Raw genomic sequence first — 25085 nt, forward strand, 5'->3', positions numbered from 1 at the left:
CCTTTCAGGCCTCCACCTCGCGGAGGCCGTATTTCTTCATCAAGGCCTCGCGTTTCCCCGGATCGAAATTGATTCGCCGGGGATCGCGTCCCACGGCCTCCAGCAGGCGCCGGTCCATGATCCGATACCAGAGCGGCGGAACATGGGCGATCAGGAACATCCCGAAGTACCCCGTTGGCAACTGCGGCACGTGCTCGAAGTGCCGCAGCGACTGGTAGCGCCGCAACGGATGCGCATGATGGTCCGAGTGGCGCTGCAGATGAAACAGCCCCCAGTTCGAGAACAATTGATTGCTGTTCCATGAGTGATGCGGCTTGCACGTCTCGTAGCGTCCCGACGGCAGGCGGTCGCGCAGCAGGCCGTAGTGCTCGACATAGTTTGCCAACGTCAGCTGGAAATTGCTGAAGAAGGACGCCAGCAGGATGAAAGGCAGCGCCTGCAGTCCCAGCCACGCCGTCATGCCGGCGAAGAAAACAGCGGTCAGCAGCATGGGCTGAATGACTTCATTGCGCAGGGTCCAGGGCAAACTGCCCTCGCGTACCAGCCGTTCTCGTTCAAGCCGCCACGCGCGCGCGAAGGCCCCGGGCATTTCACGCAACAGGAAGCGGTAGAGGTTCTCGCCCATGCGCGACGAGGCCGGATCAACCGGCGTTGCCACGTCGCGATGGTGGCCGCGGTTGTGTTCGATGTAGAAATGCCCGTATCCCGTCATCGCAAGGATGAACTTCGCAAGCCGGCGTTCAACGTCAGGACGCTTGTGTCCCAATTCATGTCCGAGGTTGATGCCATACCCGCCGATCGAACCCGTGCTGATGACACCGGCCAGTTGGGCATGCAGGGGCAGGTCGTGGCTGGTGAAGAACCAGATGCCGAAGATGAAGCCGATCCACAGGAGCGGAATCAGCGCATAGGTGACATGGCGGTAATAAAGATCGGCCTCCAGCACCTGCACGACCTCTTCGGGCGGGTTGCTGGCGTCCTTGCCCAGCGCGAGGTCGAGGAGGGGAAAGCCGACATAGCTGCCGACCACCGGAACCCAGAGGATGCGTGGATCGGGGATGGCGTAATACAGCAGCGGGCCGGCGGCAATCGTGGAAGGGACGAACAGCGACAGCATCCAGGCATAGCGCTTTCGGTCACGATAACCGCCGGCACCGGGCGGGCAGGCAAGTGTCTCCATTGTGTTGTCCTTATTGATTTAGGTGAAATCAAAGGATCGCGCGGATGGCTCGCCGCGCACACCGAATGAAGTGGCAATCTCTCGTCATTATGTGACAGGATCAGCGCTAACCAAGCTTTCGTGCAGGAACATCGTGATCCATGCCCATTGGCTGACGCCGGCCTTCCATCCCTCCTACGTGCGGCTGCTCTGCGTGCTGATGCGCAGGCGCGGCGTCACCACGGCAACCTTGCTCGAAGGCACTGGGCTGGAATGGGAGCGGCTCGTCGACTCCGGCGCCGCCATCGGCCTGCCGCAGATTCGTCCGCTGGTCCATGCTGCGCTCACCCTCTCGGGCGATCCGGCGCTTGGCCTGGAATTCGGCGCGGCGATTCCGGTGTCCGGTCATGGTGCGGTCGGTTACGCGGCGGTCGCCAGCCGGGACGTGCGCCAAGCGCTCGAGACTATCGTGCGTTACGGCCGCCTGCGCGGCAGCGCACTGGAATTCCGCCTGGCCACGGACGCTGCGCACACCATGTTGCAGGTGCGGGAACGCATCGACCTCGGCGTCGCGCGGGTGCCGCTGATGGAAACCGTGCTGGTCGTGCTGGTGAAACTGCTCGAGTCGCTGGTTGGACATGCACTGGAGGAGATGGAATGTGCGCTGCCGTATCCCAGACCGCCATGGGTCGAGTCCTATCGCAGGCGCTTGTCGGGACGTCTTGCATTCGGCGCGGACTGCATGGAACTGCGCCTGCCGCATCCGCTGCTCGACCTCCCGTGTCTGACCGCCGATTTGCAGGGGTACGCCGCGGCGGTGCAAGAGTGCGAGAAGGCCCTCGTGCAATTGCTGGGTGAGGGCAATGTGCTGCAGCAAGTGCGCGCAAGGCTGCAGGGCCGCAGCGATGCGCTGCCGACGTGCGAGGCGATGGCGGCCGAGCTGCACATGTCGACGCGCACACTCCTGCGCCGCCTCAAGCAGCACGGCACCAGTTACCAGGCCCTGCTCGACGAGGGCCGCAAGGAGCAGGCGCAGTGGTATCTGCAGCATACCGCGCGCTCCGTCGAAAGCATCGCGGAAGCGCTCGGCTATCAAGACACGTCGAATTTCAGCCGCAGTTTCCGGCGCTGGTTCGGCGTGCCCCCGAGCGCCTTCCGGCAACGGAAGAATCGCTGAACCAAGGACGGACAGGCGTAAAATGAAGGGCTGCCGATCCCGCCTGTTGCCTTCATGACCATCCTGCTTTCCACCCTGAACGCCCGCTACGCGCACGCCTCGCTCGGCCTGCGTTATTTGATTGCCAACATGGGCGACCTGCAGGCGGAGACGCAACTGAAGGAATTCGTGATCGGTGCGAAGACTACGGAAGTCGTCGAGCGCATTCTTGCGCACCAGCCGCGCATCGTCGGCCTCGGCGTGTATATCTGGAACGTGGAGGAAACCACGAAGGTGGTCGCCATGCTCAAGCGCGTGGCGCCGGAAATTGTCGTCGTGCTCGGCGGGCCCGAAGTTTCCTACGAAACGCAGGAACAGCAGATCGCGCAGCTTGCCGATTATGTCGTGACCGGCTGGGGCGAAGCGACCTTTCCGCAGCTGTGCAAGCAGATCCTGCACGGCCCGAAGCCGCTGATGAAGATCCACGCCGGCGTGCAGCTGCCGATGTCGGATATCAAGCTCCCCTATGCCTTGTATGACGACAAGGACATCGCCCACCGCAACCTCTATGTCGAAGCATCGCGCGGCTGTCCGTTCAAGTGCGAGTTCTGCCTGTCCTCGCTCGACAAGACCTCATGGCCTTTCGATCTCGACCTGTTCCTCGCCGAACTCGAATCGCTGCATGCGCGCGGTGCCCGCTTGTTCAAGTTCGTCGACCGCACCTTCAACCTGAACATCAAATCGAGCCTGCGCATCATGCAGTTCTTCCTCGACAAGCTGGCCGCGCATCCCGATGATCCGGTGTTCGCCCATTTCGAAGTCGTTCCGGACCACCTGCCCGACGCGCTGAAGGAGGCGATCAAGAAGTTTCCGCCTGGGACGCTGCAACTGGAAATCGGCATCCAGACCTTCAACCCCGAAGTGCAGACCATCATCAGCCGCAAGCAGAACGACGAAAAATCCGCCGCCAACATCCGCTGGCTGTGCGAGGCGTCGCATGCGCACCTGCACGTGGACCTGATCGCGGGACTGCCGGGGGAAGACATCGAGAGTTTCGCTCGCGGCTTCGACCGCCTTGTCGCCATCAATCCGCACGAGATCCAGTTCGGCATCCTCAAGCGCCTGCGCGGCACGCCGGTGATCCGGCATACCGAGGCATACAAGCTGGTGTTCGATCCGCACGCGCCCTACACCATCCTCTCCACCGACCGCATCGACTTCGCCAACATGCAGCGGCTGGTGCGCTTTGCGCGTTACTGGGACATGATCGCCAATTCAGGCCGTTTCGCGAATACGCTGCCGGTCATTCTTGCCGATGCGCCTTTCGCCAACTTCATGGCCCTGGCGGACTGGCTGTATGCGAAGACCGATGCGACGCACCGGATCGCACTGGACCGGCTTGCCGCGCTGGTGGGGCAGTGGCTGCGTGAACGTGGGAGCGACGGCGAGAAGGTCGCCGCGTTGCTCGACAGCGACTATGCGGGACAGGCCAGCCTGCGGCACCTGAAACCGAAGGCGGAAAAGGAAAAGTCGGACGTCGCGAACCAGCGTCAGGCGCGGCACATGGCGGCTTAGCAAAGAACACGGAAAGTATTGTCGCGAAGCTAATTTTCCTGCCTGCGCCAGGCTTCGACCAGTTGCTGGGCCGCCTGACCGAGCTCGCCAAACGGCAGGGAATGGCACCGGTTGTAGATCATCACTGCGTAAACATCGGCCAGAGCGTTGACCTCTGGAGAGAGCGCGCATTCCTCGCCGGTGGAAGGACGCAGGGCCCGCCAGTAGTTGATCGCCTGTTCCAGTTCGGGAAGGGTGATATCCATCCGGGTTATTGTACGGCAGGGGATGGTGCTTGATATGATGTGCCGTCGTTTCACCTACGGGACCATATTCATGGACAAGGTTGCATTGATCACTGCCGCGTCGCGCGGCATGGGTGCCGCATGCGCAAGGGAACTGGCTGCACGCGGTTACAAGCTGGTGCTGATGTCACGCTCGGCGGATATCCTTGCGCTTGCGCAGGAACTGGGAGGCATTGCATTGCAGGGATCGAGCGACAATGCCGACGACCTGCAGAAGCTGGTTTCGCTGGCAATGGACGCACACGGCCGCATCGACGCGGTGGTGAACAACACCGGCCATCCGAAGAAAGGCCCCCTGCTCGAACTCGCCGACGCCGACTGGCATGCCGGCCTCGATCTGCTTCTCCTGAACGTGGTGCGCATGACACGTCTGGTGACGCCGATCATGCAGTTGCAGGGAGGCGGCGCCATCGTGAACATCTCCACCTTCGCCGCCTACGAACCCTCCGCGCGCTTTCCCATCTCCGCAACGCTGCGCGCCGCGCTCGGCAGCTTCACCAAGATCTACGCGGACGAGGTCGCGAAGTTGAACATCCGCATCAACAACGTGCTGCCGGGTTATGTGGATTCGATCGCGCAGAATGAAGCGACGGTCGCGCAGATCCCGATGGGCCGGCAGGGGACGAAAGAAGAGATCGCGAAGACAGTCGCGTTCCTGCTGTCGTCCGACGCCGGTTACATCACCGGCCAGAACCTGCGCGTGGACGGCGGCATCACTCGCTCCGTATAACGCATCATGCGCATCCTGATCGCCGAAGATGACGCCGACATCGCCGGCAACCTTTACGACTACCTCACCGCCAAAGGCTACGAGGTGGATGCCGCGCCTAATGGACTGGCAGCCCTGCACCTGCTGACGACAGAGCGCTTCGATGCCATCGTGCTCGATATCGGCCTGCCCGGCATGGACGGGTTGACGCTGGCACGGCGGCTCCGCGGTGACGCAAGAATGAGCATTCCCATCCTCATGCTCACCGCGCGCGATGCGCTCGACGACAAGCTCGCGGGTTTTGACGCGGGCGCGGACGACTACCTGGTAAAGCCGTTTTCGCTCAAGGAAGTGGATGCGCGCATCCAGGCACTGTTGAAGCGTGCGCAGGGCAGGGTGGTCGATGAGGCAGTGCGGGTTGGTGCGCTCGCGTACGACCCGTTCTCCGGAAACATGACCTGGCAGGGAAAGCCGCTGAAGCTGTCGCCGAAAAGCCTGAATCTCCTCGTCACCATGCTGCGGCAGCCCGGGCGGCTGTTCACGCGGGAGGAACTGGAGCAGGCGGTGTGGGGGCAGCAGCAGGCGAGCAGCGACACCCTGCGCAGCCACCTGTCGCAGTTGCGGCGCGAACTGGCGCTCCCCGACGGACAGAACATGATCGAGACCGTGCACGGTCGCGGCTACCGCCTGGTGAATCCCGATGATCAATAGCCTGCGCTGGCGGCTCGCCTGGACATTCACGCTGCTGTCCACCTTCGCCGTCCTGATCCAGGCGGTGGCACTCTTCGTCAGCACCGAGGAGCAGGAAGAGGACATGATCAATGAAGTGGTCAATGCCACCCTGGAAAACCAGGTGCGCCAGCCCGGCACACCCCTCGATCTGGACGACCTGCCGACGGCGCCGCAGCGCATGAAGTTTTTCCGCCTGCCGCGCGGCCTGCGGCCTGCGGAATTGCCCGAACAATACGCGACCCTGCCCGCCGGCATCCATGAATGGTACAAGGGCGAAATCGAATACCACGTCGGTATCCGCGACAGCGGCAACGAACGGCTGTTCCTGATGTATGACGCCAGCGAGCATGAGACCCGGCTTGAGCAGCTCGAATGGCAACTGATCATCGGCATTGCCGTGCTGAGTCTCGCATCGCTCTGGCTCGGTTACTGGCTCGCCGGCCGCGTCCTGCACCAGCTGGAGAACATCACGCAGCGCCTCAAGCGCAACGACGAGAGCGCGTTGAACGAACCGGGGCTGGACCGCGAAGTGGCGCTGCTCGCCGATGCGCTGGACCGCTACCGGCAGCGCAACCGCGAGCTGCTGGAACGCGAGCGCGAGTTCACCGCCAACGTCAGCCACGAACTGCGCACGCCGCTCACACGCATTCGCACCAGCGCCGAGCTGCTGGCCGAAGATCCGGCGCTGCAGGAGCGCAGCAAGGAGCGCGCCGATCGCATCGTTGCGTCCGTCGATGCGATGGAATCCCGATTGCGCGGCTTGCTGTTCCTGGCGCGCGAACTGGCGCTGGACGAGCGCAAGCCGCTCAACCTGAAGAGGCATGTGGAGGCGGCAGTTGCACCCGTACGCCATGCCTGTGAAGAACGCGGCGTGCAGATCGACGTCGCGGTGGGCGAGCATGTGACGGTGCAAGCCGATGCGTCGCTGCTGCAACTGCTGCTCGACAACCTGATCGGCAACGCCGCGCGCTATACCGAGCGCGGGTGCATCGTCATCGGCTTTGCCGACGGCGCCCTGAGCGTGACCGATACCGGTTCAGGCATTCCCCCGGAACACGTCGCGCACGTATTCAAACGGCATTACCGCGCCAGCGACACGCCTGGCGGAACCGGGCTCGGACTTTCCATCGTGAAGCGGGTCTGCGACGCCCACGGCTGGACCTGCAGCATTGCCAGCCATTCCACGGAAGGTGATCCACAGCATGGTACCAGGGTGACTGTTCGCTTCAATTCCTGACCTCGGTCAAGCGGCGCCGCAAGTCATCACAATTCCTTCACAAAACCCGCATCCGGCCTTCACAGTCCGGTTTCTATACTCCGCTCGTCACCATTGGAGGACTTGCGGATGCCATTCACTGCTCAAGCGCGCACTGTGCTGCAACGCCATTTCGGCAGCATGCCCTTGCTATTTCTCGCCGTGTTCCTGATCGCGTCATCGGCGACACGTCTCGTGCTGCTGATCATCGCCGCCAGTGATGTGGATTGGATGGCTGTTCCGGGAAGTCTTGCGCTTGGATTCGCGTACGACATGGTCGCCGGAATGTGGGCGATGCTGCCGGTGCTGCTCCTGCATCTCGTCCTGCCGCAGGGAAAAAAATGGCAGCCCATCTCCAAGGCATTGAAGGTAGCCGCATTCGCGCTCACCCTGTACCTGCTGCTGTTCGATTTCGTCTCCGAACTGCTGTTCTGGCAGGAGTTCGGCGTGCGCTACAACTTCATCGCGGTGGACTATCTCGTCTATACACACGAAGTCATCGGCAATATTCGCGAGTCCTATCCCGTCGGAAAAATCCTCGGCGCGCTGCTGGTGCTGGCGGCGATCATTCTGTTCTTTGCAAGGAAGCAGCTGGCGGCGGCGCTCGCTGTCGCCGACCCGTTCGGCCGCCGCCTGCGCCAGGTTGCCTGCTGGAGCGTGGCGATATTTGCCGGCTGGCTTGGCAGTGGCCTGCTTTCCACGGAAGTCTTCCGGAACCAGTACAACGGCGAGCTGGCGGCGAATGGCCTGTACAGCTTTGGCGCCGCCTTCCGCAACAACGAACTCGACTACGCGCGCTTCTACGAAACGCTGCCCAGCGGTGAAGTGCGCAACACGCTTGGGCACCTTGTCGCTCCCGATACAGTGCGTGTCGAACAGCCGCGGATCGTGAAGTCGCGCGCGGCCGAGAAGCATCTCAACGTCGTGCTGATTTCCGTTGAAAGCCTGTCGGCGGATTTTCTCGGCAGTTTCGGCAATCGCCAGAACCTGACGCCGAACCTCGACCGCCTCGCCAGCGAAGGCCTGCTGTTCACGCGTCTCTATGCAACGGGAACACGTACCGTGCGCGGCCTGGAGGCACTGACGCTGTCGCTGCCGCCGACGCCGGGCCAGTCCATTGTGAAGCGCCCCGATAACGCGGCGCTCTTCTCGCTCGGCAGCGTCTTCCAGGGCAAAGGCTATGACGTGCGGTACGCCTACGGCGGCTACGGCTACTTCGACAACATGAACGCCTTCTTCGGGGGCAACGGCTACCGCGTCGTCGACCGCGTATCGATCCCTTCCGAGCGCATTCCGTTCGAGAATATCTGGGGGGTGGCGGACGAGGCACTGTTCGACCAGGTGCTCGACGAGATCGACGAGTCGCACCATGCAGGCAAGCCTTCCTTCACGCATGTGATGACCACGTCCAACCACCGGCCCTTTACCTATCCGGAAGGACGCATCGACATCCCTTCGCACACCGGCCGCGAAGGCGGCGTGAAGTACACCGACTATGCGATCGGCCGATTCTTCGAGAAGGCGCGCAGCAAGCCGTGGTTCCGCGATACCGTGTTCGTGATCGTGGCGGACCACTGCGCATCGAGCGCCGGCAAGACCGAGTTGCCCGTCGAGCGCTACCACATCCCGATGATCGTCTACGCCCCTGCCCACATCCATCCAGGCAAGGTCGATCGTCTCGCAAGCCAGATCGATACCGGTCCGACGCTGCTCGGCCTGCTCGACTTCAGCTACTCGACCCGCTTCCTCGGCAGGGATGTGCTGCACACGGCGGAAACGGAAGACCGGGCATTCATCAGCAATTACCAGGCGCTCGGTTACCTGAAAAAGGACATCCTCACCGTGCTGCGCCCGAAGCGGCAGGTCGCGGCGTACCGCGTCGACGAACAGTCCAACCTCACCAGCATTCCGGTCGACCCGTCCCTGCTGCGTGAAGCGATTGCGTATTACCAGGGCGCGGCCGAGCTGTACAAGGGCGGTTTGTACCGACGGCTGCCATGACGCGTTTTCGCGACCCGCATATCTGGTGGCCGCTCGTGCTGGCCCCGCTGCTTGCCTTGCTGTTCGAGTCCACGCCGTTGGACCGCGCGCTGATCGGGTATTACTACGACGCGTCCGTGCACGCCTTTCCGCTGCGCGACGATGCCTTCCTGCAGAACGTCATGCACAGCGGCACGAAGCTGCTGGTGATCGGCATTGCCTTCGCGGTGTTCGGCGCTTTCCTGCTGACGTACCTGCTGCCGCAGTGGGAGCCGCACCGGCGCCGCCTGCTCTGGATTGCGGCCGGCATGGCCGGCGGATCACTCCTGGTGTCGCTGCTCAAGCACGGCAGTGCCTTGCATTGCCCATGGGACCTTGCGGAATATGGCGGGTATGCGCCATTCCACGGACTCTTCGACATGCTGCCCGGCGGCGTGGCCGCGGGCCGTTGCTTTCCCGGGGGGCATGCTTCGGGCGGGTTCGCGCTGATGGCGTTTTACTTTGGATTGCGTGACACATCTGCCCGGACTGCGCGTCTCTTCCTCGCGGCCGGCCTTGCCGCCGGCATGATAATGGGGTGGTCGCAGATGATGCGCGGCGCGCACTTCCTGTCGCACAACGTCTGGTCCGGATGGGTGGTCTGGATGTATCTTGCAGTGCAATATGCGGCGTTTCCGCCAGCCCGGCGCGCCGTCGCGGCGGCATAATGTCGCTGCCGCCACGCCGATTGTCGTTCCCTCCTTTTTGTGTGACTATGTGCAATATCGGCTTTGATAGGGCATGGGCTTTTTCCATTGCGAGCCCTGCGGACGGGAGCTTCGATGAACAAGCTGGAGGCATTGGCTGTCCTGACATTGGCTGCGGCTTTTGGCACGCCCGTAGCGGCAAGCGACGACTGCGCGTCCGTCAAGAAATCCATTGAAGCCAAAATGTCGGCAAACGGCGTGAAGGATGTCACGCTGACCGTTGTCGACAAGGACGCCAAGGTCTCTGGCAAGCAGGTCGGCCAGTGCGATCGCAAGAAGCGCAAGATCGTCTACGCGGCAGGCCGGCCGGCCATGACGCCGCCAGACAAAAATTCCCCGGATGCAAAAATCGCCCAGACCTCGAAGGTGACGGTCGACGCCAAAGCCGCGGCCGCAGCCAGGGCAGCGTCGGAGGCGGCGTCAGCGGAGGCCAAGGCCGCGTCGGCAGCCAGTCTCGCGGCGGAAGCCAAGGCGGCCGCGAACAAGGCTGCCGCGGAGGCGCGGGCAGCGGCGATCGAGGCACGCACCGCCGCGGAAACACGCGCGATGGCTGCAGCCAAGGTCGCGGCAGAAGCCAAGGTGCAGGCGGATGCCGCGGCAAACGAGGCCATCAGTGCAGCCGATGCCAAGGTGGCCGCCGACGCTTGGGCGGCGACTGCGGCCAAGGCAGCGTCAGATGCCGCCGCCGCAGCAGCCAAAGCCGCGTCGGACGCCAGGGCCGCAGCAGAAATCAAGACGGCGGCCCAGGCCAGGGCTGCGACGGCTGCGCAGAAAGCAGCCTCCGAGGCCAGGGTGGCCGCGACGGCGCGTGCGGCGGCGAATGCCATCGTGATCGATCCGGCGGACATCGCCGGGATGCTCGCCGCTGCAGGCGCCGTGGAGGCGAGCGCGGCAATTCCCAGGCCGGCGGCAGACGCCAGGACCACCAGCGAGCCGCGCACCCCCGCCGTCCCCCAACTGCAATACGATGGCGTCTACCGGGCGCCGGTCAGCGTGAACGGCACCCTGTCCTGGAAATACTTCCGCTTCTATCCGGACGGCACCTTCATCACCGTGCGCTCCGTCGGGACCCCGGAGCAACTGCGGCAATGGTTTGTGCGCGACGAGCCGAACAACGAGCGCGGCAGCATCAAGTTCCAGGGCACGCGCCTGCTCTTTTTCGCCCCCGATGGTTCACCGGCTGTCTACGACGGCAGCATGGAGGCCGGCCAGGTCGTGATCAATACACGCGGCAAGACCGGGCAAAACCAGCACAGCGATGTTTATGAATTCGTGCGGTGGCCGGCCGGCGGCGGACTCGTGCCGGCCGCGACGGCGCAGAACCGCTGAGTTCAGCGTTCAGACAGGAACGCCGACAGGCGGTTGACACCTTCCTCCAGCCGCTCCACCGAACTTGCAAAGCACCAGCGGATATAGCCTTCACCCTCGGGCCCGAACGCATTGCCTGGTGCCAGGCCGAGCTTCGCATCCACGACCAGGCGCTTGCATAACGCCAGCGTGTCCTGCGCGCCGTCCACGCGGAAGAACAGGTACATTGCCCCCTTCGGTTTCGGCGTCGTAATGCCGGGCAGCGCATTCAGGCGCTCGTACAGGTAGTCGCGTGCGGTCTGGTAGCGCGACACGGTGTGCGCGATGATTTCCTCGCCGCGTTCGATGGCGACCACGCCTGCACGCTGCACGAAGCCCGGCGCGCAGGACGTGTTGTATTCGATCAGCTTGCCGAGGTCGGCCATCAGCGGTTCGGGCGCGACGACCCAGCCGAGGCGCCAGCCGGTCATCAGCCAGGACTTGGAAAAACTGTTGGCCGACACCAGCCGGTCTTCCGGCGCCGCGATGTCGAGGAAGGAGGGCGCGCAGGTGCGCTGGCCCGGGGCGCCGTCGTAGACGAGACGTTCATAGACATCATCGGCCAGGATCCAGATACCGTGTTTGCGGCAGTGGGCAAGAATGACTTCCTGCTGATCCTTCGTGATCACCCAGCCGGTCGGATTGTTGGGCGAGTTGATCAGCACCGCCTTCGTGCCGGGCGGGAGCGCGTCCAGCAGCTGCTGGACGTCCAGTTCCCAGGTCTTTCCGAAACGGAGGGGTACCTTCACCACTTCCGCGCCGAGGATTTTTGGAATCTCGACCAGGTTGGGCCACAGAGGCGTGACGGCGACCACGCGGTCGCCGGGATTGATGATGAGCTGCGACAGCAGCATCAGCGCCGACACGCCGGAGGAGGTGACCGCGACACGGCCGGGTTCGACAGTGCGATGCAGCGCCGACAGGTAAGCCGCGATCGCTTCGCGCAGCGGTGGAATGCCGAAGTTGTGCGTATAGAAGGTATCGCCGGCGTCCAGCGACTGCTTCGCCGCGTCACGGATGAAAGCGGGCGTTTCCTGGTCGGGCTCGCCAAACCAGAAGGGCAGCACGTCCTGCAGGCCGATGCCGGCGTTGGCGACTTCGCGGATGCGCGAGGCGCCCAGGTTTTGCACGACGGCACGGGCGGCCGGCAGGGAAGCGGAGTTCAGAAGCATAGGATGATGCGGTTGGCGAGGTCGAAGATGAAGGTGGGACGCAGGTAGCCGACGAACACGACCGCCAGCACCGCCGCGATGGCGATGCCGAGCAGGAAGCGTTTCAGTCCGTCGCGCATGGCATCACGCTGGTTGCGGCTGGCGCGCAATGGCGCGTTCGTTGATCGGCAGGTTCACCAGCGCGGCAAACACGCCGAGCGCGATGACGATGCCCCAGACAGTGTTGTAGTTGCCGTCGCGCGTGAACAGATAGCCGCCCAGCCAGACGCCGATGAAGCTGCCCACCTGGTGCGAGAAGAACACGAAACCCGACAGCATGGACATGTATTTCACCCCGAAGATGCCGGCGATCACGCCATTGGTCAGCGGCACCGTCGACAGCCACAGCAGGCCGATCGCGGCGGCGAACATGTAGATCGACCAGGGCGTCAGCGGTGCCAGCAGGAACAGGCTGATCACCACGGCACGGGCGAGGTAGATCGCCGACAGCAGGTATCGCTTGGGCAGGAAGCTGCCAAGCTTGCCGGCATAGTAGGAACCGAAGATGTTGAACAGGCCGATCAGCGCCAGCGCCATCACCGCCACGTTGGCATCGGTGATGCCCTTGTCCTTCAGGTAGGCCGGCATGTGCACGCCGACGAACACCAGCTGGAAGCCGCACACGAAATAGCCGGCCACGAGCAGCTGGAAGGGACGATAGGCGAACGCCTCGCGGATCGCCTCGCCCATGCTCTGCTGCGGACCGGAAGCCTTCTGATGCGGCAGCTCGCGCAGGCCGAAGGCCATCGGCAGCATCACCAGCGCCACCAGTGCGGCGAGGATGTAGAAGGCGGTCTGCCAGCCGGTGGCGGAAATCAGCTGCTGTTCGACCGGCATCATCATGAACTGGCCGAACGAACTTGCCGCGCCGGAAATGCCGAAGGCCCAGGACCGTTTCGCTTCCGGCGCCGTGCGGCCGATGATGCCGCTGACCGCGCCGAACGCCGTACAGGCCAGGGCGGCGCCGATCAGGACGCCGGAACCGACGATGAATGCCGTCGGTTCCGAGACCGTGGCCATCCACAGCAGGCCACCGACGTAGAACAGGGCACCCACGATCACCACCCGCGCGGTGCCGAAGCGGTCCGCCGCCATGCCGGCGAAGGGGCCGAATACCCCCCAGAGCAGGTTCTGCAGGGCCATCGCCAGGGAATAGGTTTCGCGCGTCCAGCCGTGGGCCTGCGAGATCGGTTGCAGCCAGAATCCAAAACCATGCCGTACGCCCATGGCAAGGGTCAGCACCAGGCCGCTGGCGATCAGGACGTTCTTGAGTTGCGGGGCGCGCGTGGCGGTCAGCATGACGGACTCTCGGATGACAGGAGGGAACAATCGAGTGTAGCGCAAAGCGAAAAAGCATGTGGACCGCCGGTTTTACCGGGCCAGGCATGCGCGCCGCGTCCGCTATTTCCGTGGGGCGACAAGCAGCGGAACAAGTTTTGTGAAGCGTCAAAAACCCTTGGCGCGCTTTCTTGTCTTAAACCTTTTGACAGGCGTGATAAACAATGACAAGGAAACGCGAGTGTACTGTGCACAGGGAATGGCGGATAAGCCGGCGTGCGGACGATCCTGGAAACCGATAAACCTGCGGAAGATGTCCGCGCGACACCGTGCGCCGGGGAGGCCGGCATGAGGCAGGTGGAAGAGCGCCGCGCGCGCATTCCCGAACTCATCCGCGCCCGCGACGTCCTGACGGTCCTCGTGCTCATCGCCTCGCTGCTGGTGACCTACAAGGTGTGGGAGGATGCGCGCAACAACGTGCGGCACCTCGTGCAGAGCACGTTCGACTACCGCGTGCGCGAGGTGGGGGAGGTGATCCGCGAGCGGCTCATGATTTATGAGCAGGTCCTGCGCGCCACGAAAGGGCTATTCATCGTCAGGGGCGAGGTCGACCGCGGTATGTTTCGCACCTACGTGGACGCGCTGAACCTGACCGACAATTACCCCGGGATCCAGGGGGTCGGCTATTCCGCCTTCGTCCCTGCCGCGGAAAAGGACCAGCATGTCGCGCGCGTGCGCAGCGAGGGATTCACCGATTACACGATCCGCCCGGAAGGGGCGCGTGACGTCTATTCGGCCATCGTCTACCTGGAACCGTTCTCCGGCCGCAACCTGCGCGCGTTCGGCTATGACATGTACTCCGATCCGGTGCGGCGGGCGGCGATGGACAAGGCGCGCGATACCGGTTCCGCCGCGCTGTCGGCAAAGGTGACACTGGTGCAGGAATCCGGCGGCGAAGTGCAATCCGGTTTCCTCATGTACCTGCCGGTGTATGACGACGACACGCCCTACGACCTTCCCGAGCAACGGCGCTCCAATCTTGACGGCTGGGTGTATGCGCCTTTTCGCATGGGAGATTTCATGCGCGGCCTGTTCGACAATCTCGGCATTGACATCGATATCGAGATTTACGACGACGGGGATTTGCATGAACGCGCGCAGATGTTCGATGCCAGGAAGGACGTGCAGGCCCTGTCGCCCGACTTCCGATACCGGGCGGTAACACGTGTCGAGGCCGCAAACCATATGTGGAGCGTGGCGATCGCCGCCCTTCCGGTTTTCGAGCACCGTATCGAATCGGGAAGGACGCTGTTGGTATTGCAGGCCGGCATCAGTATCAGCCTGTTGCTCGCCCTGCTGGTATGGATCTTCCTAGACGACAGGGCGCGCGCCTTGCAGGCGGCCAACCAGGCGATGCAACTGGCCTTGTACGATCCGCTCACGGGATTGCCGAACCGCAAGTTGCTCGACGAGCGGCTGCAGTATGCCCTCGCCACCGCGAAGCGCCACGGCGGGCAGGTGGCGCTCCTGTTCATCGATCTCGACAAGTTCAAGCCGGTCAACGACAACTACGGCCATGCCTACGGAGATTTGCTCCTGAAGGACGTGGCGCTTCGCCTGCGCAGCTGCGTGCGCGAATCCGATACGGCGTCACGCCTCGGCGGCGACGAATTCGTCGCCCTGCTGCCCGAAGTGGAGGGGGAGAACGACGTCGCCGTGGTCGCGGAAAAAGTATTGCAGCGCCTGAACATGCCCTACGACATCGCCGGCCATACGCTCAGCATCTCTGCCAGCATCGGCGCCGCGGTCTACCCGAGGGATGGCACCGACGCGAAATCATTGACGCGCAGTGCGGACCTCGCGATGTACGAGGCGAAGAACAGCGGACGCGCCACGATCAGGTTCGCGAAGGAGCCGCTTGCGCAGCGCGGCTTGCAGGGCGCCTGAGCCATCGGTCGAGTAGACGGCCGTCTCTACTTTCCCCATGGTATATATGTAGGAACCTACCAGGAGGGGAACCCATGCTGCTCATCGCCAAGACACTGACCGGCCTCGTCATGCTCATCCACGTCTACATCTTCCTGCTCGAAACGGTGATGTTCCGCAGCCGGGGACGCAAGGTATTCGGATTGAGCAAGGAACAGGTCGAGATGATGGCCCCGGCCATGTCCAACCAAGGGTGCTACAACGGCTTCCTCGCCGCCGCCCTGGCGGTGGCCTTGCTGCATCCCGAACCGGCGATCGGGAATGCATTCGCGGTATTCGGCCTGCTGTGCGTGGCAGTGGCCGGCATTTGGGGCGCGGTCACCGTGCAGAAGCGCATTCTCTACGTGCAGACGGTGCCCGCCGTGCTCGCGCTTGCCGCGCACTTCCTCGCCAGATAATCAGCCGGCGAGGAACCCGCGCACCAGGGCGATCTGCTCCGGTACGTTCAGTGCCGGTGCATGGCCGCAGCCGGGGATGACCGCCAGCTTTGCGCGCGGTCCGCGGCGTGTCATTTCCTCCGCCGTCTCCTGCAGCAACAAGTCCGAATCGGTACCGCGCAGGACCAGCGTCGGCATGTCGAGCGCGTCGTACTCTTCCCACAGGTCGTAGTCGTCCGGATGCACGATGAACTGCCGCACCATCGCCGGATCGTAATGCGGTGTGACCTTCCCGTTCGGCATGCGGCGCGTCGAGGTCTCCGTCATGCGCCGCCACTGCGCATCGCTTTGCCATCCGTAGGGCTTGTACACCGTGCGGAAAAAATTCTCCAGCTCGCTCACGGTGTCGAACTGCGGCGGATTGCCCGCATACGCCTTGATGCGCTCGATCGCCGCGCTGGCCAGCGAAGGACCGTTGTCGTTCAGCACCAGGTGGCTGATGCGGCCCTTCAGCGTCGTTGCGCCGGCCACGGTTCCAATGGCGCCGCCCATTGACGTGCCGACCCAGCGCACCTTGTCGAACCCCAGCTGGTCCACCAGCGATGCCGCCAGCCTGGCGTAGAAGGCGAGACAGTACTCCTTGTCCGGATCCGGACTCCATTGCGACAGGCCGCGCCCGAGCGTGTCGGGGCAGATGATGCGGTAGATGCCCGACAAGGCTTCGGCGAGATCGTCAAAGTCCCGTCCGGTACGCGCCAGCCCGTGCCACATGATCAGCGGCGGCGCATCCTTGCTTCCCCACTCGACGTAATGGATCTCGCGCTCGCAGCAGCGGAGGTAATGCGAAACCGGTGTCATCGTGCCCCCCATGTACGCAGTTTGCCGACAATGCCCGTCGGGAAGAAATACACCGACAGGATGAACAGGATACCCAGCCACAGCAGCCAGCGGTCCGGCGACAGCAGCGCCGGCAGCAGCGGCACGCTTTGCGCGGCGCCTGACGCGACCCGCATCAGGTCCTGCAGGTAATTCTGCGCCAGCAGGAAGATGGCCGAGCCGCAGATCGCGCCATACATCGTTCCCATGCCGCCGATGACGACGATCAGGAGGATATCGACCATGATCTCGAACGACAGCGAGGTGTCGGGGCCGTTGTAGCGCAGCCAGATTGCCAGCATGCAGCCGGCAAGCGTGGCAAAGACCGCAGCCAGCACGTTGGACAAGGTGCGGAAGACAACGATCTTGTATCCGATCGCTTCGGCGCGGAAATCGTTCTCGCGGATCGCCTGCAGCACGCGGCCGAACGGCGAGTTCACGATGCGCAGCATGGCCAGGAACAGCAGGACCGTGGTAAAGAACAGGATGTAGTACGTAATGAACTTGCCATCCAGCCAGGCGCCGAAAACCTGCTCCTCGGCGAGCTGGAACGCAGGCGAGAGGAGTTCCGGCAGCTTGAAGTTCAACCCGTCTTCGCCGCCGGTAAATTGCGATAGCTGCGAGGCGAGCGTCTGGAAGGCGGAAGCCACCGCCAGCGTGATCATCGCGTAGAAGATCGCGCGTACGCGCAGCGAGAACAAGCCGATGATCAGCGACAGCACGAGCGACAGCGCCACGGCGCTCAAGGCACCGACCAGCAGGCTGCCCCATCCCGGCCCCATGCGCGTGCTCGCGATCGCGATGCCGTAGGCGCCGATGCCGAAGAACATCGTATGCGCAAAGGAGACGATGCCGGTATAGCCGAGCAGCAGGTCGTAGCTGGCGACGAGCACGATGAAGATCAGGATCTTCGCCGCCACGTTCAGCGCCTTCGCACCGGGAAAGAGGAAGGGCGCAAACGCAAGCGCGAAGACGATGACAAGCAGCACCGCACTCAGCACCTTGTTGCGCGGCAGGTCGTGGGAAAGGAGTTGTTTGAGCATCGCGATTACCTGTTCGTCACCTGGTAGAGGCCTTGCGGTCGCCACAGCAGGATGGCGACCATCAGGAGGATGTTGGAGAACAGAGCCACCTTCGGCGCCAGGAATCCGGTGTAGTTGGCCAGCAGGCCGACCAGCAGGGCGCCGAGGAAGCAGCCGCCGGTGGAGCCGAGGCCGCCGATGATGATGACGATGAAGATCAGCACGTTCACATGCGCGCCCATCTGCGGGATCACGCTCTGTTGGTACAGCCCCCACATCACGCCGCCGAGGCCTGCCAGCGCGGAGCCGGCAACGAACACGCCGACGAACAGGCGTTTGATGCGGTAACCCAGGCTCTCCACCATCTCGCGGTCCTGCACGCCCGCGCGGATCAGCAGGCCGAGCTTGGTGCGGTTCAGAACGATCATCATCGCCACGAACACCGTCAGCCCGACCGCGACGGCAAGGATGCGGTACTTCTCGATGGCGGAGTCGCCGAACAGGATCGCGCCACGGAACGATGCGGGCAGGTTCAGCGCAATCTGCTGCGGCCCCCAGAACACCTTGATCAGTTCTTCGCCGACCACCATGCCGCCCATGGTGATCAGGATCTGCTTCAGGTGCTGGCCGTATACGCGGCGCACGATCACGCGTTCGAAGAACAGACCTATGGCTCCGGCGACGACCATCGCGCCGACCATTGCGACGGCAATGGCGGCAAGGTTGAGTCCGATGTTCGCGGATCCCATCCAGCCCGGCATCATGCCAAGCACGGTCACCGCCATGAAGGCGCCCAGTGCGATGAACACGCCATGGCCGAAGTTGAGCACGTCCATCAGTCCGAAGATCAACGTCAGGCCGGAGGCAATGATGAAGATAATCATGCCCATTGCCAGGCCCGCGGCCGTCAACGTGATCCAGGTGGATGACGAGCCGATCAGCGGCAGGGCGGCGAGCGCCAGTGCCGGTACCAGCGCAAGAGGCGCCCAGTCGATCTGCGTGTAAAGCCGCGGGCCGGTGGCGGCTGCGGTGGGAAGTGCGGTTGTCTCTGCCATTGTTGCTTCCTCTTGAATCTGTTTTCTGCGTTCGCGTGCGGGTGGAGGCTTTTGAATCACATCTCTTTTTGCCCCGTCATTCCCGCGAAGGCGGGAATCCATGCTGAGGTTCTTCGAGCTGACTTCCTATGGATTCCCGCCTTCGCGGGAATGACGGGGAGGGGGGCGAGCGATTGCATTCCGAGCCCGCATTCAACTTTCCTAGTGATGCGCCGCCAGCGACAGCCCCAGCAGCTTCGTCTGCAGCCCCTCATCTTCCGCAAGCTCCTGCATCGCCCCCCGATGCACGATGCGCCCATCATCCATCACCGCCACCGTATCCCCCAGCTGCTTCGCAAAATTGAAGTTCTGCTCCACCAGCAAGATCGTCGTATCGGTCTGCTTCAGTTCACGGAACGCGGAAATCATGTTCGCAATGATCGCCGGCGCGAGGCCCTTGCTCGGCTCGTCGATCAGCAGCAGCTTGCGCGGCTCGACGATCGCGCGCGACACCGCCAGCATCTGCTTCTGCCCGCCCGACAACTTGCCCGCCGGATGCAGCCAGAATTTCTTCATCGCCGGAAACAGGTCGAAGATCCAGTCCAGCCGCTTTTCGTCGATCTGCTCGATGCGTCCCGCGCTGCGTGCGGCAAGCAGCATGTTTTCCTTCACCGAAAGATCGCCGAAGATGCCCATGTTCTCCGGCACGTAGGCGATGCCCGACCGCGCAATGTCTGGTGTGCTGCGCTTCGTGATGTCCTGTCCGTCGAAGGTGATGCGTCCCTGCGACGCCTGCCACAACCCCATGATGGTGCGCAGCGTCGTCGTCTTGCCCGCACCGTTGCGACCGAGCAGCATGGTGAGCTGGCCGCGCGGCACGTCGAGGTCGACGCCGTGCAGGATGTGATAGGCGCCGATGTGTGTGTGCACGCCTTCCAGTTTCAATAATGATTGCGTCATGCCGCCTCCTCGACGGGCGCCGTGCCCAGATACGCCTGCTGCACGACGGGCGATGCGATGACCGTCTCCGGCTCGCCGTCCGCCATCAGCGTGCCGTTATGCAGGACGATGATGCGGTCCGCCAGTTCGCGCACGACGTCCATCTTGTGCTCGACCAGCAGGATGGTCTTGTGCGAGAGCTTCTTCAATCCGCGGATCAGGTCGAGGATGACCGGGACTTCATCGACGCTCATACCGGCCGTCGGTTCGTCGAACATGAAGATGTCCGGATCGAGGGCGATCAGCAGGCCGACCTCCAGCTTGCGCTGGTCGCCGTGCGGCAGCGCCGCCGCCGGCGTGTCGCGCTTGGCAGAGAGGGCGACATCTTCCAGCACCTGTTCCGCGCGTTCGATCAGTGCCTTGTGGTGGTTCCACACATTCCACAGGTCCAGTCCCAGGTGCGCGCGGGATTGCAGGGCGAGTCGCACGTTCTCCATCACGGTCAGGTTGGGGAACAGGCTGGTGAGCTGGAAAGCGCGCCCGAGGCCGGCATGGGTGCGTGCCGAGGCTGACGATGCAGTGATGTCATTCCCGTTCAGGAAGACCTGTCCTGCACTCGGTTTGAGCTGGCCCGAAATGAGATTGAAATAAGTGGTCTTGCCGGCGCCGTTGGGACCGACGATGGCGGTCAGCGTGCCGGTCTGGAAGGCGCAGGAAACGGCATTGACCGCGACATGGCCGCCGAAGCGGATGGTGAGGTCGCGCGTTTCGAGCGAGGTTTTCTTGGAAGAGGGCAGAGACATGGGGCGTCCTCGACAGGCGGCACACTACATCGCGGTTCTCTCCCCCTGCCAGGGGGGAGGGTTAGGGTGGGGGTAGTGAGGCTGAGCAGAAGCCTGCGATTGTGCAACCGCACTACCCCCATCCCAACCTTCCCCCTGCATGGGGGAAGGAGCCAGGCAGAGTGCTGCTCAACGTTAAGTGAGCATCAAAGCGAGTATTCGCCCGATCAGCGCTTATTCGTAATCGGCACGTGCATCTCTTCCGGCTTGATCTCGCGGACCAATTCCGGGATGCCCCACTCGACCTTCGGATCGACCTTGATCTTGAAGTGGTACATCGACTGCATCGCCTGGTGGTCTTCCTTGCGGAAGGTCATCTTGCCCTTTGGCGTGTCGAAGCTCATGCCTTCCATGGCGGAGATCAGGGTGTCGGTCTTGGTCTCGCCGTTGGTCTTCTTCAGCGCTTCGACCAGTGCCATGGCTGCGGACATGCCGCCGGCGGTGAAGAAGTCAGGCGGCGAGTTGTGGCGCTTCTGGTGCTCGGCCACGAGCCAGTCGTTGGCCGGATTCTTCGGAATGCCATAGTAGTAATAGGCCGCGCCTTCCATGCCGGGGAAGCTCTTGTAGGTCGCCATCGCCGGCAGGATGTTGCCGCCGCTGGCCACTTCCACGCCATAGCGCTTCGGATCGAGGTCGGCCAGCTTGCCGATGGGCGACGGTCCGGCCCAGATCACGAAGATTACTTTGCGGCCCGACTGCCCCTTGAGCACGTCGAACATGCGCTGTGCGCCGGCGGTGAAGTCGGTGGTGTTGCCCGGCAGGTACTCTTCATGCACCAGCTTCGCGCTCTTCAGTGCTTCCTTGAAGGCCTTCACGCCATCGCGGCCGAAAGCAGTGTCCTGCGCCATGGTGGCAATCGACACGCCGGCCTTGTCCAGCGCGACGGCATTGGAGATCGCATCCTGCGACGAGTTGCGGCCGGTGCGGAAGATGTAGCGGTTCCACTTCTCGCCGGTGATCGCGTCGGCCACCGCCGGCTCGACCAGCAGGATCTTCTTGTATTCCTCGGCTACCGGCAGCATCGCCAGCGCGACGCCCGAACTGGTCGGCCCGACAGCGATATCGACGCGGTCATCCGCATAGGCGGAAGCCAGCTGCGCCTTGCCCACGTCCGGCTTGCCCTGGCTGTCCTTCTCGATCACCACCAGCTTGTTGCCGTTGACCGCCATGGTGCCCTTGGTCGCGTACTCCAGGCCCATCATCAGGCCGATATGCGTCTGTTTCGCATAGGCTTCGAGCGCGCCGGTCTTGTCATAGACGTGGGCGATCTTGATGTCTTTTGCGTGGAGGGCGGTGGTGCAGCAAAGCGCAGCGAGCGCCGCCATGAGGTGGTGTCGGGTCATTGTCTCTTCCTTTTGTAGGTTGTTCTGGACCCTCATTGCATGTGCATCGTGAACAACGCCCAACAAGCTGGAACAGGGACGTCAGGAGCAAAACGGCACCCCTGCCACGACGCAGATGAAATCAGGCTTTGGCCAGATTACTCCATGCCGTGTTGAGGGGAAAGTAGTAAAAATACGGTGGGACGCATGGTTGGAATTTGTAAAGCAGGCGTTACAGCAATTGCTGCATTGCGTCGATGATTGCGCTCTTCGTTTGGTGTCCGAAAACGGCTAGACGCTCTTTGCACGGGCGCGTATAAAGATCGCATGAATGCCGCCGCCCCTCCGACCCTCGATCATGAAAGCTGCTACCGCGCCCTTGCCGCGCGCGACGCGCGTTTCGACGGCGTGTTCTTCACCGGCGTGAAGACCACCGGGATTTACTGCCGGCCGGTATGCACCGTCAAGACGCCGCGGGAATCTTCGTGCCTGTTCTTCGGCACCGCGGCAGCGGCTGAAGCCGCCGGCTTCCGTCCCTGCCTGCGCTGCCGGCCTGAACTCGCACCGTATGCCTTGCAGGAAAATCTGGCACACGCGGTATGGCAGCGTATCGCCGCCGGCGCGCTGAATGACGGCAATGTCGAGCGCCTGGCCGATGAGGTCGGCCTCTCATCGCGCCAGTTGCGCCGTGTGCTGCTGCAGCATTTCGGCGTCACACCGGTGGAACTCGCGCAGACCCAGCGCCTGTTGTTTGCGAAGAAGCTGTTGCAGGAGACCCACATGCCGATGACCGATGTCGCGTACGCGGCAGGCTTCGGCAGCGTTCGCCGCTTCAACGCCTTGTTCGCGCAACGCTACGGGATTGCGCCCACGGACATTCGCCGCATCCAGGCGAAAGAGAAAGACATGGAGCGCGACGCGCTGGTCCTGCGCCTCGCTTACCGGCCGCCCTATCAATGGGAGCACCTCTTGCGCTACCTGTCGGGAAGGGCGATCGCCGGCGTGGAGTCGATCCAGGAGGGCGTCTATGCGCGCAGCGTGCGCATGGGAGAGATCGACGGTTGGCTGCGCGTGGCGCATGTGCCGGCACGCCAGCAGCTTGCGCTGGAAGTCTCCGCATCGCTCGCGGCACACCTGATGCCCTTGATCGCGCGCATCCGCAGCCAGTTCGACCTCGATGCCAATCCTGCGGTGATCGAGGCGCACCTGATGCACGATCCGCTCCTCGAGGCAAGGATTACCGCGATGCCCGGCTTGCGCGTCCCGGGTGCCTTCGATGCATTCGAGCTCGCCGTGCGGGCGGTGCTCGGGCAGCAGGTCAGCGTGGCGGGAGCGACGACACTGTCCGGTCGGCTTGTCCGGCATTTTGGGGCGCCGGCTGAAACGCCTTTCGCCAGCGTCACGCATCACTTCCCGGCCGCGGCGCGACTCGCAATAGCCGAAGTGCGGGAGATTGCCGCCATCGGCTTACCCGCAACACGCGCGGAAACCCTACGTAATCTCGCTCGGTTCGCTGTCGAGGGTGGCATGCAGGTTCGGCCTGGCCTCTCCCTGTCCGACGTCGTGTCGCGGCTGAAGTCCGTGCGCGGAATCGGCGACTGGACGGCGCATTACATCGCACTACGCGCGTTACGCTACCCGGATGCTTTTCCTGCAGGCGACCTTGGGCTGCAGAAGGCCGCCGGCACCGATGGAGCGCGGCTCACCGAAAAACAACTCGCTTCACGCGCATCCGCCTGGTCTCCCTGGCGCGGCTATGCGGCGCTCGCTTTATGGATGGCATGATCATGATTGATTACACCGAACACTGCAGCCCCCTCGGAACGCTTCTGCTCGCGGCGACCGCCGACGGCCTGTGCGGACTGTACTTTGAAGAGCACAAGTACTTCAACGGTCCGCAAGGCTGGACGCGCAATCCATCGAATGTGCATTTGCAGGCAGCCATGCGTGAGCTCGATGAATACTTTGCGGGGACGCGAACGATCTTCGACGTCGCGCTCGATATGCGGGGAACCACGTTCCAGCGCGCCATATGGAACGCGTTGAGCGCACTTCCTTTCGGGGAAACGACGACCTACCGTTCCATCGCGCATGGCGTGGCGAATCCGAAAGCGGTTCGCGCCGTGGGCACGGCCATCGGACGCAATCCCGTTTCGATCATCGTGCCCTGTCATCGTGTGCTGGGGACATCGGGCAATTTGTCCGGCTATGCGGGGGGACTGGCACGCAAGCGTTACCTGCTTGCCCATGAAGGTCGCTGATGCGCGCGGCGTGTGTGCAGACGCAGGACGCGCGCGAAACGGCGACCGCGCATCACGCGCAATCCGCCGCTCGCTGCGCCATCCTCGCGCAGCACACGGATGAGACGATTACTTCGAGGTGGACCCGCTGCCGCTCGTGGGGCTGGAGCTGCCAGGGGTGCCCGGGACGGCCTGCGAGGTTCCGCTAGCGCCCGGCTGACTGGAAGAGCTGCCGGAGGTATCGCTGGAGGATGAACCGGACGACATGCCGGACGAGCTGCTGCTCGGGCTGCTAGAGGAGGAGCTTCCGGAACTTGACGTGCCATAGCTGCCGGACGCACCCGACGACGAACTCGGCGACGTAGCCGACGAGCCGGACGACGAGCTGCCCATCTTGCTGCCGGTGCCGCAAGCTGCGAGGACGAGTGCGCATGCCAGAGGGATAGTCCATTTCAACATAAGTATTCTCCTTGAAAAGATCGCGAAGCACGTGAGTCATTCATGCCAAAATGGCATGTATGCGAGTGTGTAGAATCTTTCAACTAACGAAAGTTCCGGTCCGCTTCCCAAAGGGAATGCCACGCAAAACGTGCGCGGTGGGAGGAATCCGACGTGGCGGCAGGAAGCGCATGCGCGTGATCGCCCCGCGAATCAAGGGCTTGCGCAGAGGAGGGTGGGCTGGCAGGGCTGACGATGCGCGAAGCAAGCATGCTGTCACGCATCGTCGGGTTACAACTTCTTACCTTTTGTTCTTCGTGACTTCGTTGCCGATGACGCCGCCGACCGCAGCGCCACCGACCGTGCCGAGGGTGCTGCCATTCGTCACTGCGCTGCCGGCGACACCGCCGAGGACGGCGCCGGTACCGATGCCAACCTGCTGTCGCGTGGTGGTGCCGCATGCGGTCAGTGTCAGCGCAAGCGAAAGCGCACCCGTGATGGAAATCAGTCTGCGTGTGTTCATGTTTTCCTCCGGAAGAATTGGACGCATCGCGAATGCGATGCACGGTGCTTGTCA

Annotated in this window: 25 protein-coding genes; 12 read left to right on the forward strand and 13 right to left on the reverse strand. The window is 63.2% G+C overall.

Annotated features, from left to right (window positions below):
* Positions 1 to 4: 4 nt before the first annotated feature.
* Complete coding sequence (locus tag ACNOHI_RS00915; protein ID WP_420472750.1) at positions 5 to 1180, reverse strand: alkane 1-monooxygenase; 1176 nt, start codon at positions 1178 to 1180, stop codon at positions 5 to 7.
* 133 nt (positions 1181 to 1313) lie between these two features.
* On the opposite strand from ACNOHI_RS00915, the gene ACNOHI_RS00920 reads away from it, so the two are divergent.
* Complete coding sequence (locus ACNOHI_RS00920; protein WP_420472751.1) at positions 1314 to 2336, forward strand: AraC family transcriptional regulator ligand-binding domain-containing protein; 1023 nt, start codon at positions 1314 to 1316, stop codon at positions 2334 to 2336.
* Between the two features lie 54 nt (positions 2337 to 2390).
* A complete protein-coding gene (locus ACNOHI_RS00925) occupies positions 2391 to 3890 on the forward strand; it encodes a DUF4080 domain-containing protein (RefSeq protein WP_420472752.1) in 1500 nt (499 codons plus the stop codon).
* A 29-nt stretch (positions 3891 to 3919) separates the two neighbouring features.
* Here ACNOHI_RS00925 and ACNOHI_RS00930 read toward each other — a convergent pair whose 3' ends face one another.
* Positions 3920 to 4135 carry a DUF3717 domain-containing protein gene (locus ACNOHI_RS00930; protein ID WP_420472753.1) on the reverse strand — a complete coding sequence of 72 codons (216 nt, stop codon included), beginning with the start codon at positions 4133 to 4135 and terminating at the stop codon, positions 3920 to 3922.
* Positions 4136 to 4199: 64 nt separating this feature from the next.
* Here ACNOHI_RS00930 and ACNOHI_RS00935 point away from each other — a divergent pair, with 64 nt between their 5' ends.
* From ACNOHI_RS00935 to ACNOHI_RS00960, 6 genes are all read left to right on the forward strand, one after another.
* Complete coding sequence (locus ACNOHI_RS00935) at positions 4200 to 4904, forward strand: SDR family oxidoreductase (RefSeq protein WP_420473230.1); 705 nt, start codon at positions 4200 to 4202, stop codon at positions 4902 to 4904.
* Positions 4905 to 4910: 6 nt separating this feature from the next.
* On the forward strand, positions 4911 to 5594 hold the full coding sequence (locus ACNOHI_RS00940) for a response regulator transcription factor (RefSeq protein WP_420472754.1): 684 nt from the start codon (positions 4911 to 4913) through the stop codon (positions 5592 to 5594).
* Positions 5584 to 6852, forward strand: a complete 1269-nt coding sequence (locus tag ACNOHI_RS00945) for a sensor histidine kinase (protein WP_420472755.1) — start codon at positions 5584 to 5586, stop codon at positions 6850 to 6852. The genes ACNOHI_RS00940 and ACNOHI_RS00945 overlap by 11 nt, the downstream gene beginning before the upstream one ends.
* A 108-nt stretch (positions 6853 to 6960) precedes the next feature.
* On the forward strand, positions 6961 to 8871 hold the full coding sequence (locus tag ACNOHI_RS00950) for an LTA synthase family protein (RefSeq protein ID WP_420472756.1): 1911 nt from the start codon (positions 6961 to 6963) through the stop codon (positions 8869 to 8871).
* Positions 8868 to 9557 carry a phosphatase PAP2 family protein gene (locus ACNOHI_RS00955; protein ID WP_420472757.1) on the forward strand — a complete coding sequence of 230 codons (690 nt, stop codon included), beginning with the start codon at positions 8868 to 8870 and terminating at the stop codon, positions 9555 to 9557. Before ACNOHI_RS00950 ends, ACNOHI_RS00955 begins: the two co-directional genes overlap by 4 nt.
* A gap of 114 nt (positions 9558 to 9671) precedes the next feature.
* Positions 9672 to 10925 (forward strand): DUF1161 domain-containing protein, encoded by a 1254-nt coding sequence (locus tag ACNOHI_RS00960; RefSeq protein ID WP_420472758.1) that lies wholly within the window; start codon positions 9672 to 9674, stop codon positions 10923 to 10925.
* A gap of 2 nt (positions 10926 to 10927) precedes the next feature.
* Here ACNOHI_RS00960 and ACNOHI_RS00965 read toward each other — a convergent pair whose 3' ends face one another.
* From ACNOHI_RS00965 to ACNOHI_RS00975, 3 genes are read right to left on the reverse strand one after another with little or no spacing between them, the layout of a single operon-like run.
* Positions 10928 to 12115, reverse strand: a complete 1188-nt coding sequence (locus ACNOHI_RS00965; RefSeq protein ID WP_420472759.1) for a pyridoxal phosphate-dependent aminotransferase — start codon at positions 12113 to 12115, stop codon at positions 10928 to 10930.
* On the reverse strand, positions 12106 to 12264 hold the full coding sequence (locus tag ACNOHI_RS00970) for a hypothetical protein (protein WP_420472760.1): 159 nt from the start codon (positions 12262 to 12264) through the stop codon (positions 12106 to 12108). The genes ACNOHI_RS00965 and ACNOHI_RS00970 overlap by 10 nt, the downstream gene beginning before the upstream one ends.
* Positions 12239 to 13453, reverse strand: a complete 1215-nt coding sequence (locus ACNOHI_RS00975) for an MFS transporter (RefSeq protein WP_420472761.1) — start codon at positions 13451 to 13453, stop codon at positions 12239 to 12241. The genes ACNOHI_RS00970 and ACNOHI_RS00975 overlap by 26 nt, the downstream gene beginning before the upstream one ends.
* 255 nt (positions 13454 to 13708) lie before the next feature.
* On the opposite strand from ACNOHI_RS00975, the gene ACNOHI_RS00980 reads away from it, so the two are divergent.
* Positions 13709 to 15379 (forward strand): CHASE domain-containing protein, encoded by a 1671-nt coding sequence (locus ACNOHI_RS00980; protein ID WP_420472762.1) that lies wholly within the window; start codon positions 13709 to 13711, stop codon positions 15377 to 15379.
* Positions 15380 to 15453: 74 nt separating this feature from the next.
* Positions 15454 to 15816, forward strand: coding sequence for a DUF1304 domain-containing protein (locus tag ACNOHI_RS00985; RefSeq protein WP_420472763.1), 363 nt, complete (start codon positions 15454 to 15456; stop codon positions 15814 to 15816).
* Here ACNOHI_RS00985 and ACNOHI_RS00990 read toward each other — a convergent pair whose 3' ends face one another.
* The 6 genes from ACNOHI_RS00990 to ACNOHI_RS01015 all read right to left on the reverse strand — a co-directional run bounded on the left by ACNOHI_RS00990 (position 15817) and on the right by ACNOHI_RS01015 (position 21851).
* Positions 15817 to 16653 (reverse strand): alpha/beta fold hydrolase, encoded by an 837-nt coding sequence (locus ACNOHI_RS00990; RefSeq protein WP_420472764.1) that lies wholly within the window; start codon positions 16651 to 16653, stop codon positions 15817 to 15819. It lies immediately after the preceding gene.
* Entirely contained in the window at positions 16650 to 17714 is a 1065-nt protein-coding gene (locus tag ACNOHI_RS00995; RefSeq protein ID WP_420472765.1) for a branched-chain amino acid ABC transporter permease, read from the reverse strand. The genes ACNOHI_RS00990 and ACNOHI_RS00995 overlap by 4 nt, the downstream gene beginning before the upstream one ends.
* Positions 17715 to 17719: 5 nt before the next feature.
* Positions 17720 to 18748 carry a branched-chain amino acid ABC transporter permease gene (locus tag ACNOHI_RS01000; RefSeq protein WP_420472766.1) on the reverse strand — a complete coding sequence of 343 codons (1029 nt, stop codon included), beginning with the start codon at positions 18746 to 18748 and terminating at the stop codon, positions 17720 to 17722.
* Positions 18749 to 18949: 201 nt separating this feature from the next.
* On the reverse strand, positions 18950 to 19687 hold the full coding sequence (locus ACNOHI_RS01005; RefSeq protein WP_420472767.1) for an ABC transporter ATP-binding protein: 738 nt from the start codon (positions 19685 to 19687) through the stop codon (positions 18950 to 18952).
* Positions 19684 to 20469, reverse strand: a complete 786-nt coding sequence (locus tag ACNOHI_RS01010) for an ABC transporter ATP-binding protein (RefSeq protein ID WP_420472768.1) — start codon at positions 20467 to 20469, stop codon at positions 19684 to 19686. The genes ACNOHI_RS01005 and ACNOHI_RS01010 overlap by 4 nt, the downstream gene beginning before the upstream one ends.
* Positions 20470 to 20675: 206 nt before the next feature.
* The gene (locus ACNOHI_RS01015) at positions 20676 to 21851 is read right to left on the reverse strand and encodes a substrate-binding domain-containing protein (RefSeq protein WP_420472769.1); all 1176 of its coding nucleotides are present in this window, start codon (positions 21849 to 21851) and stop codon (positions 20676 to 20678) included.
* 306 nt (positions 21852 to 22157) lie between these two features.
* Here ACNOHI_RS01015 and ACNOHI_RS01020 point away from each other — a divergent pair, with 306 nt between their 5' ends.
* Entirely contained in the window at positions 22158 to 23615 is a 1458-nt protein-coding gene (locus ACNOHI_RS01020) for an AlkA N-terminal domain-containing protein (protein ID WP_420472770.1), read from the forward strand.
* A 2-nt stretch (positions 23616 to 23617) separates the two neighbouring features.
* The gene (locus ACNOHI_RS01025; RefSeq protein ID WP_420472771.1) at positions 23618 to 24091 is read left to right on the forward strand and encodes a methylated-DNA--[protein]-cysteine S-methyltransferase; all 474 of its coding nucleotides are present in this window, start codon (positions 23618 to 23620) and stop codon (positions 24089 to 24091) included.
* Positions 24092 to 24199: 108 nt separating this feature from the next.
* On the opposite strand, the gene ACNOHI_RS01030 is transcribed toward ACNOHI_RS01025, so the two are convergent.
* Entirely contained in the window at positions 24200 to 24529 is a 330-nt protein-coding gene (locus ACNOHI_RS01030) for a hypothetical protein (protein ID WP_420472772.1), read from the reverse strand.
* A 280-nt stretch (positions 24530 to 24809) separates the two neighbouring features.
* Positions 24810 to 25031 carry a glycine zipper 2TM domain-containing protein gene (locus ACNOHI_RS01035; protein WP_420472773.1) on the reverse strand — a complete coding sequence of 74 codons (222 nt, stop codon included), beginning with the start codon at positions 25029 to 25031 and terminating at the stop codon, positions 24810 to 24812.
* Positions 25032 to 25085 lie beyond the last annotated feature (54 nt).

This window comes from Noviherbaspirillum sp. ST9, assembly GCF_048799745.1.
Lineage (GTDB): Bacteria > Pseudomonadota > Gammaproteobacteria > Burkholderiales > Burkholderiaceae_D > Noviherbaspirillum.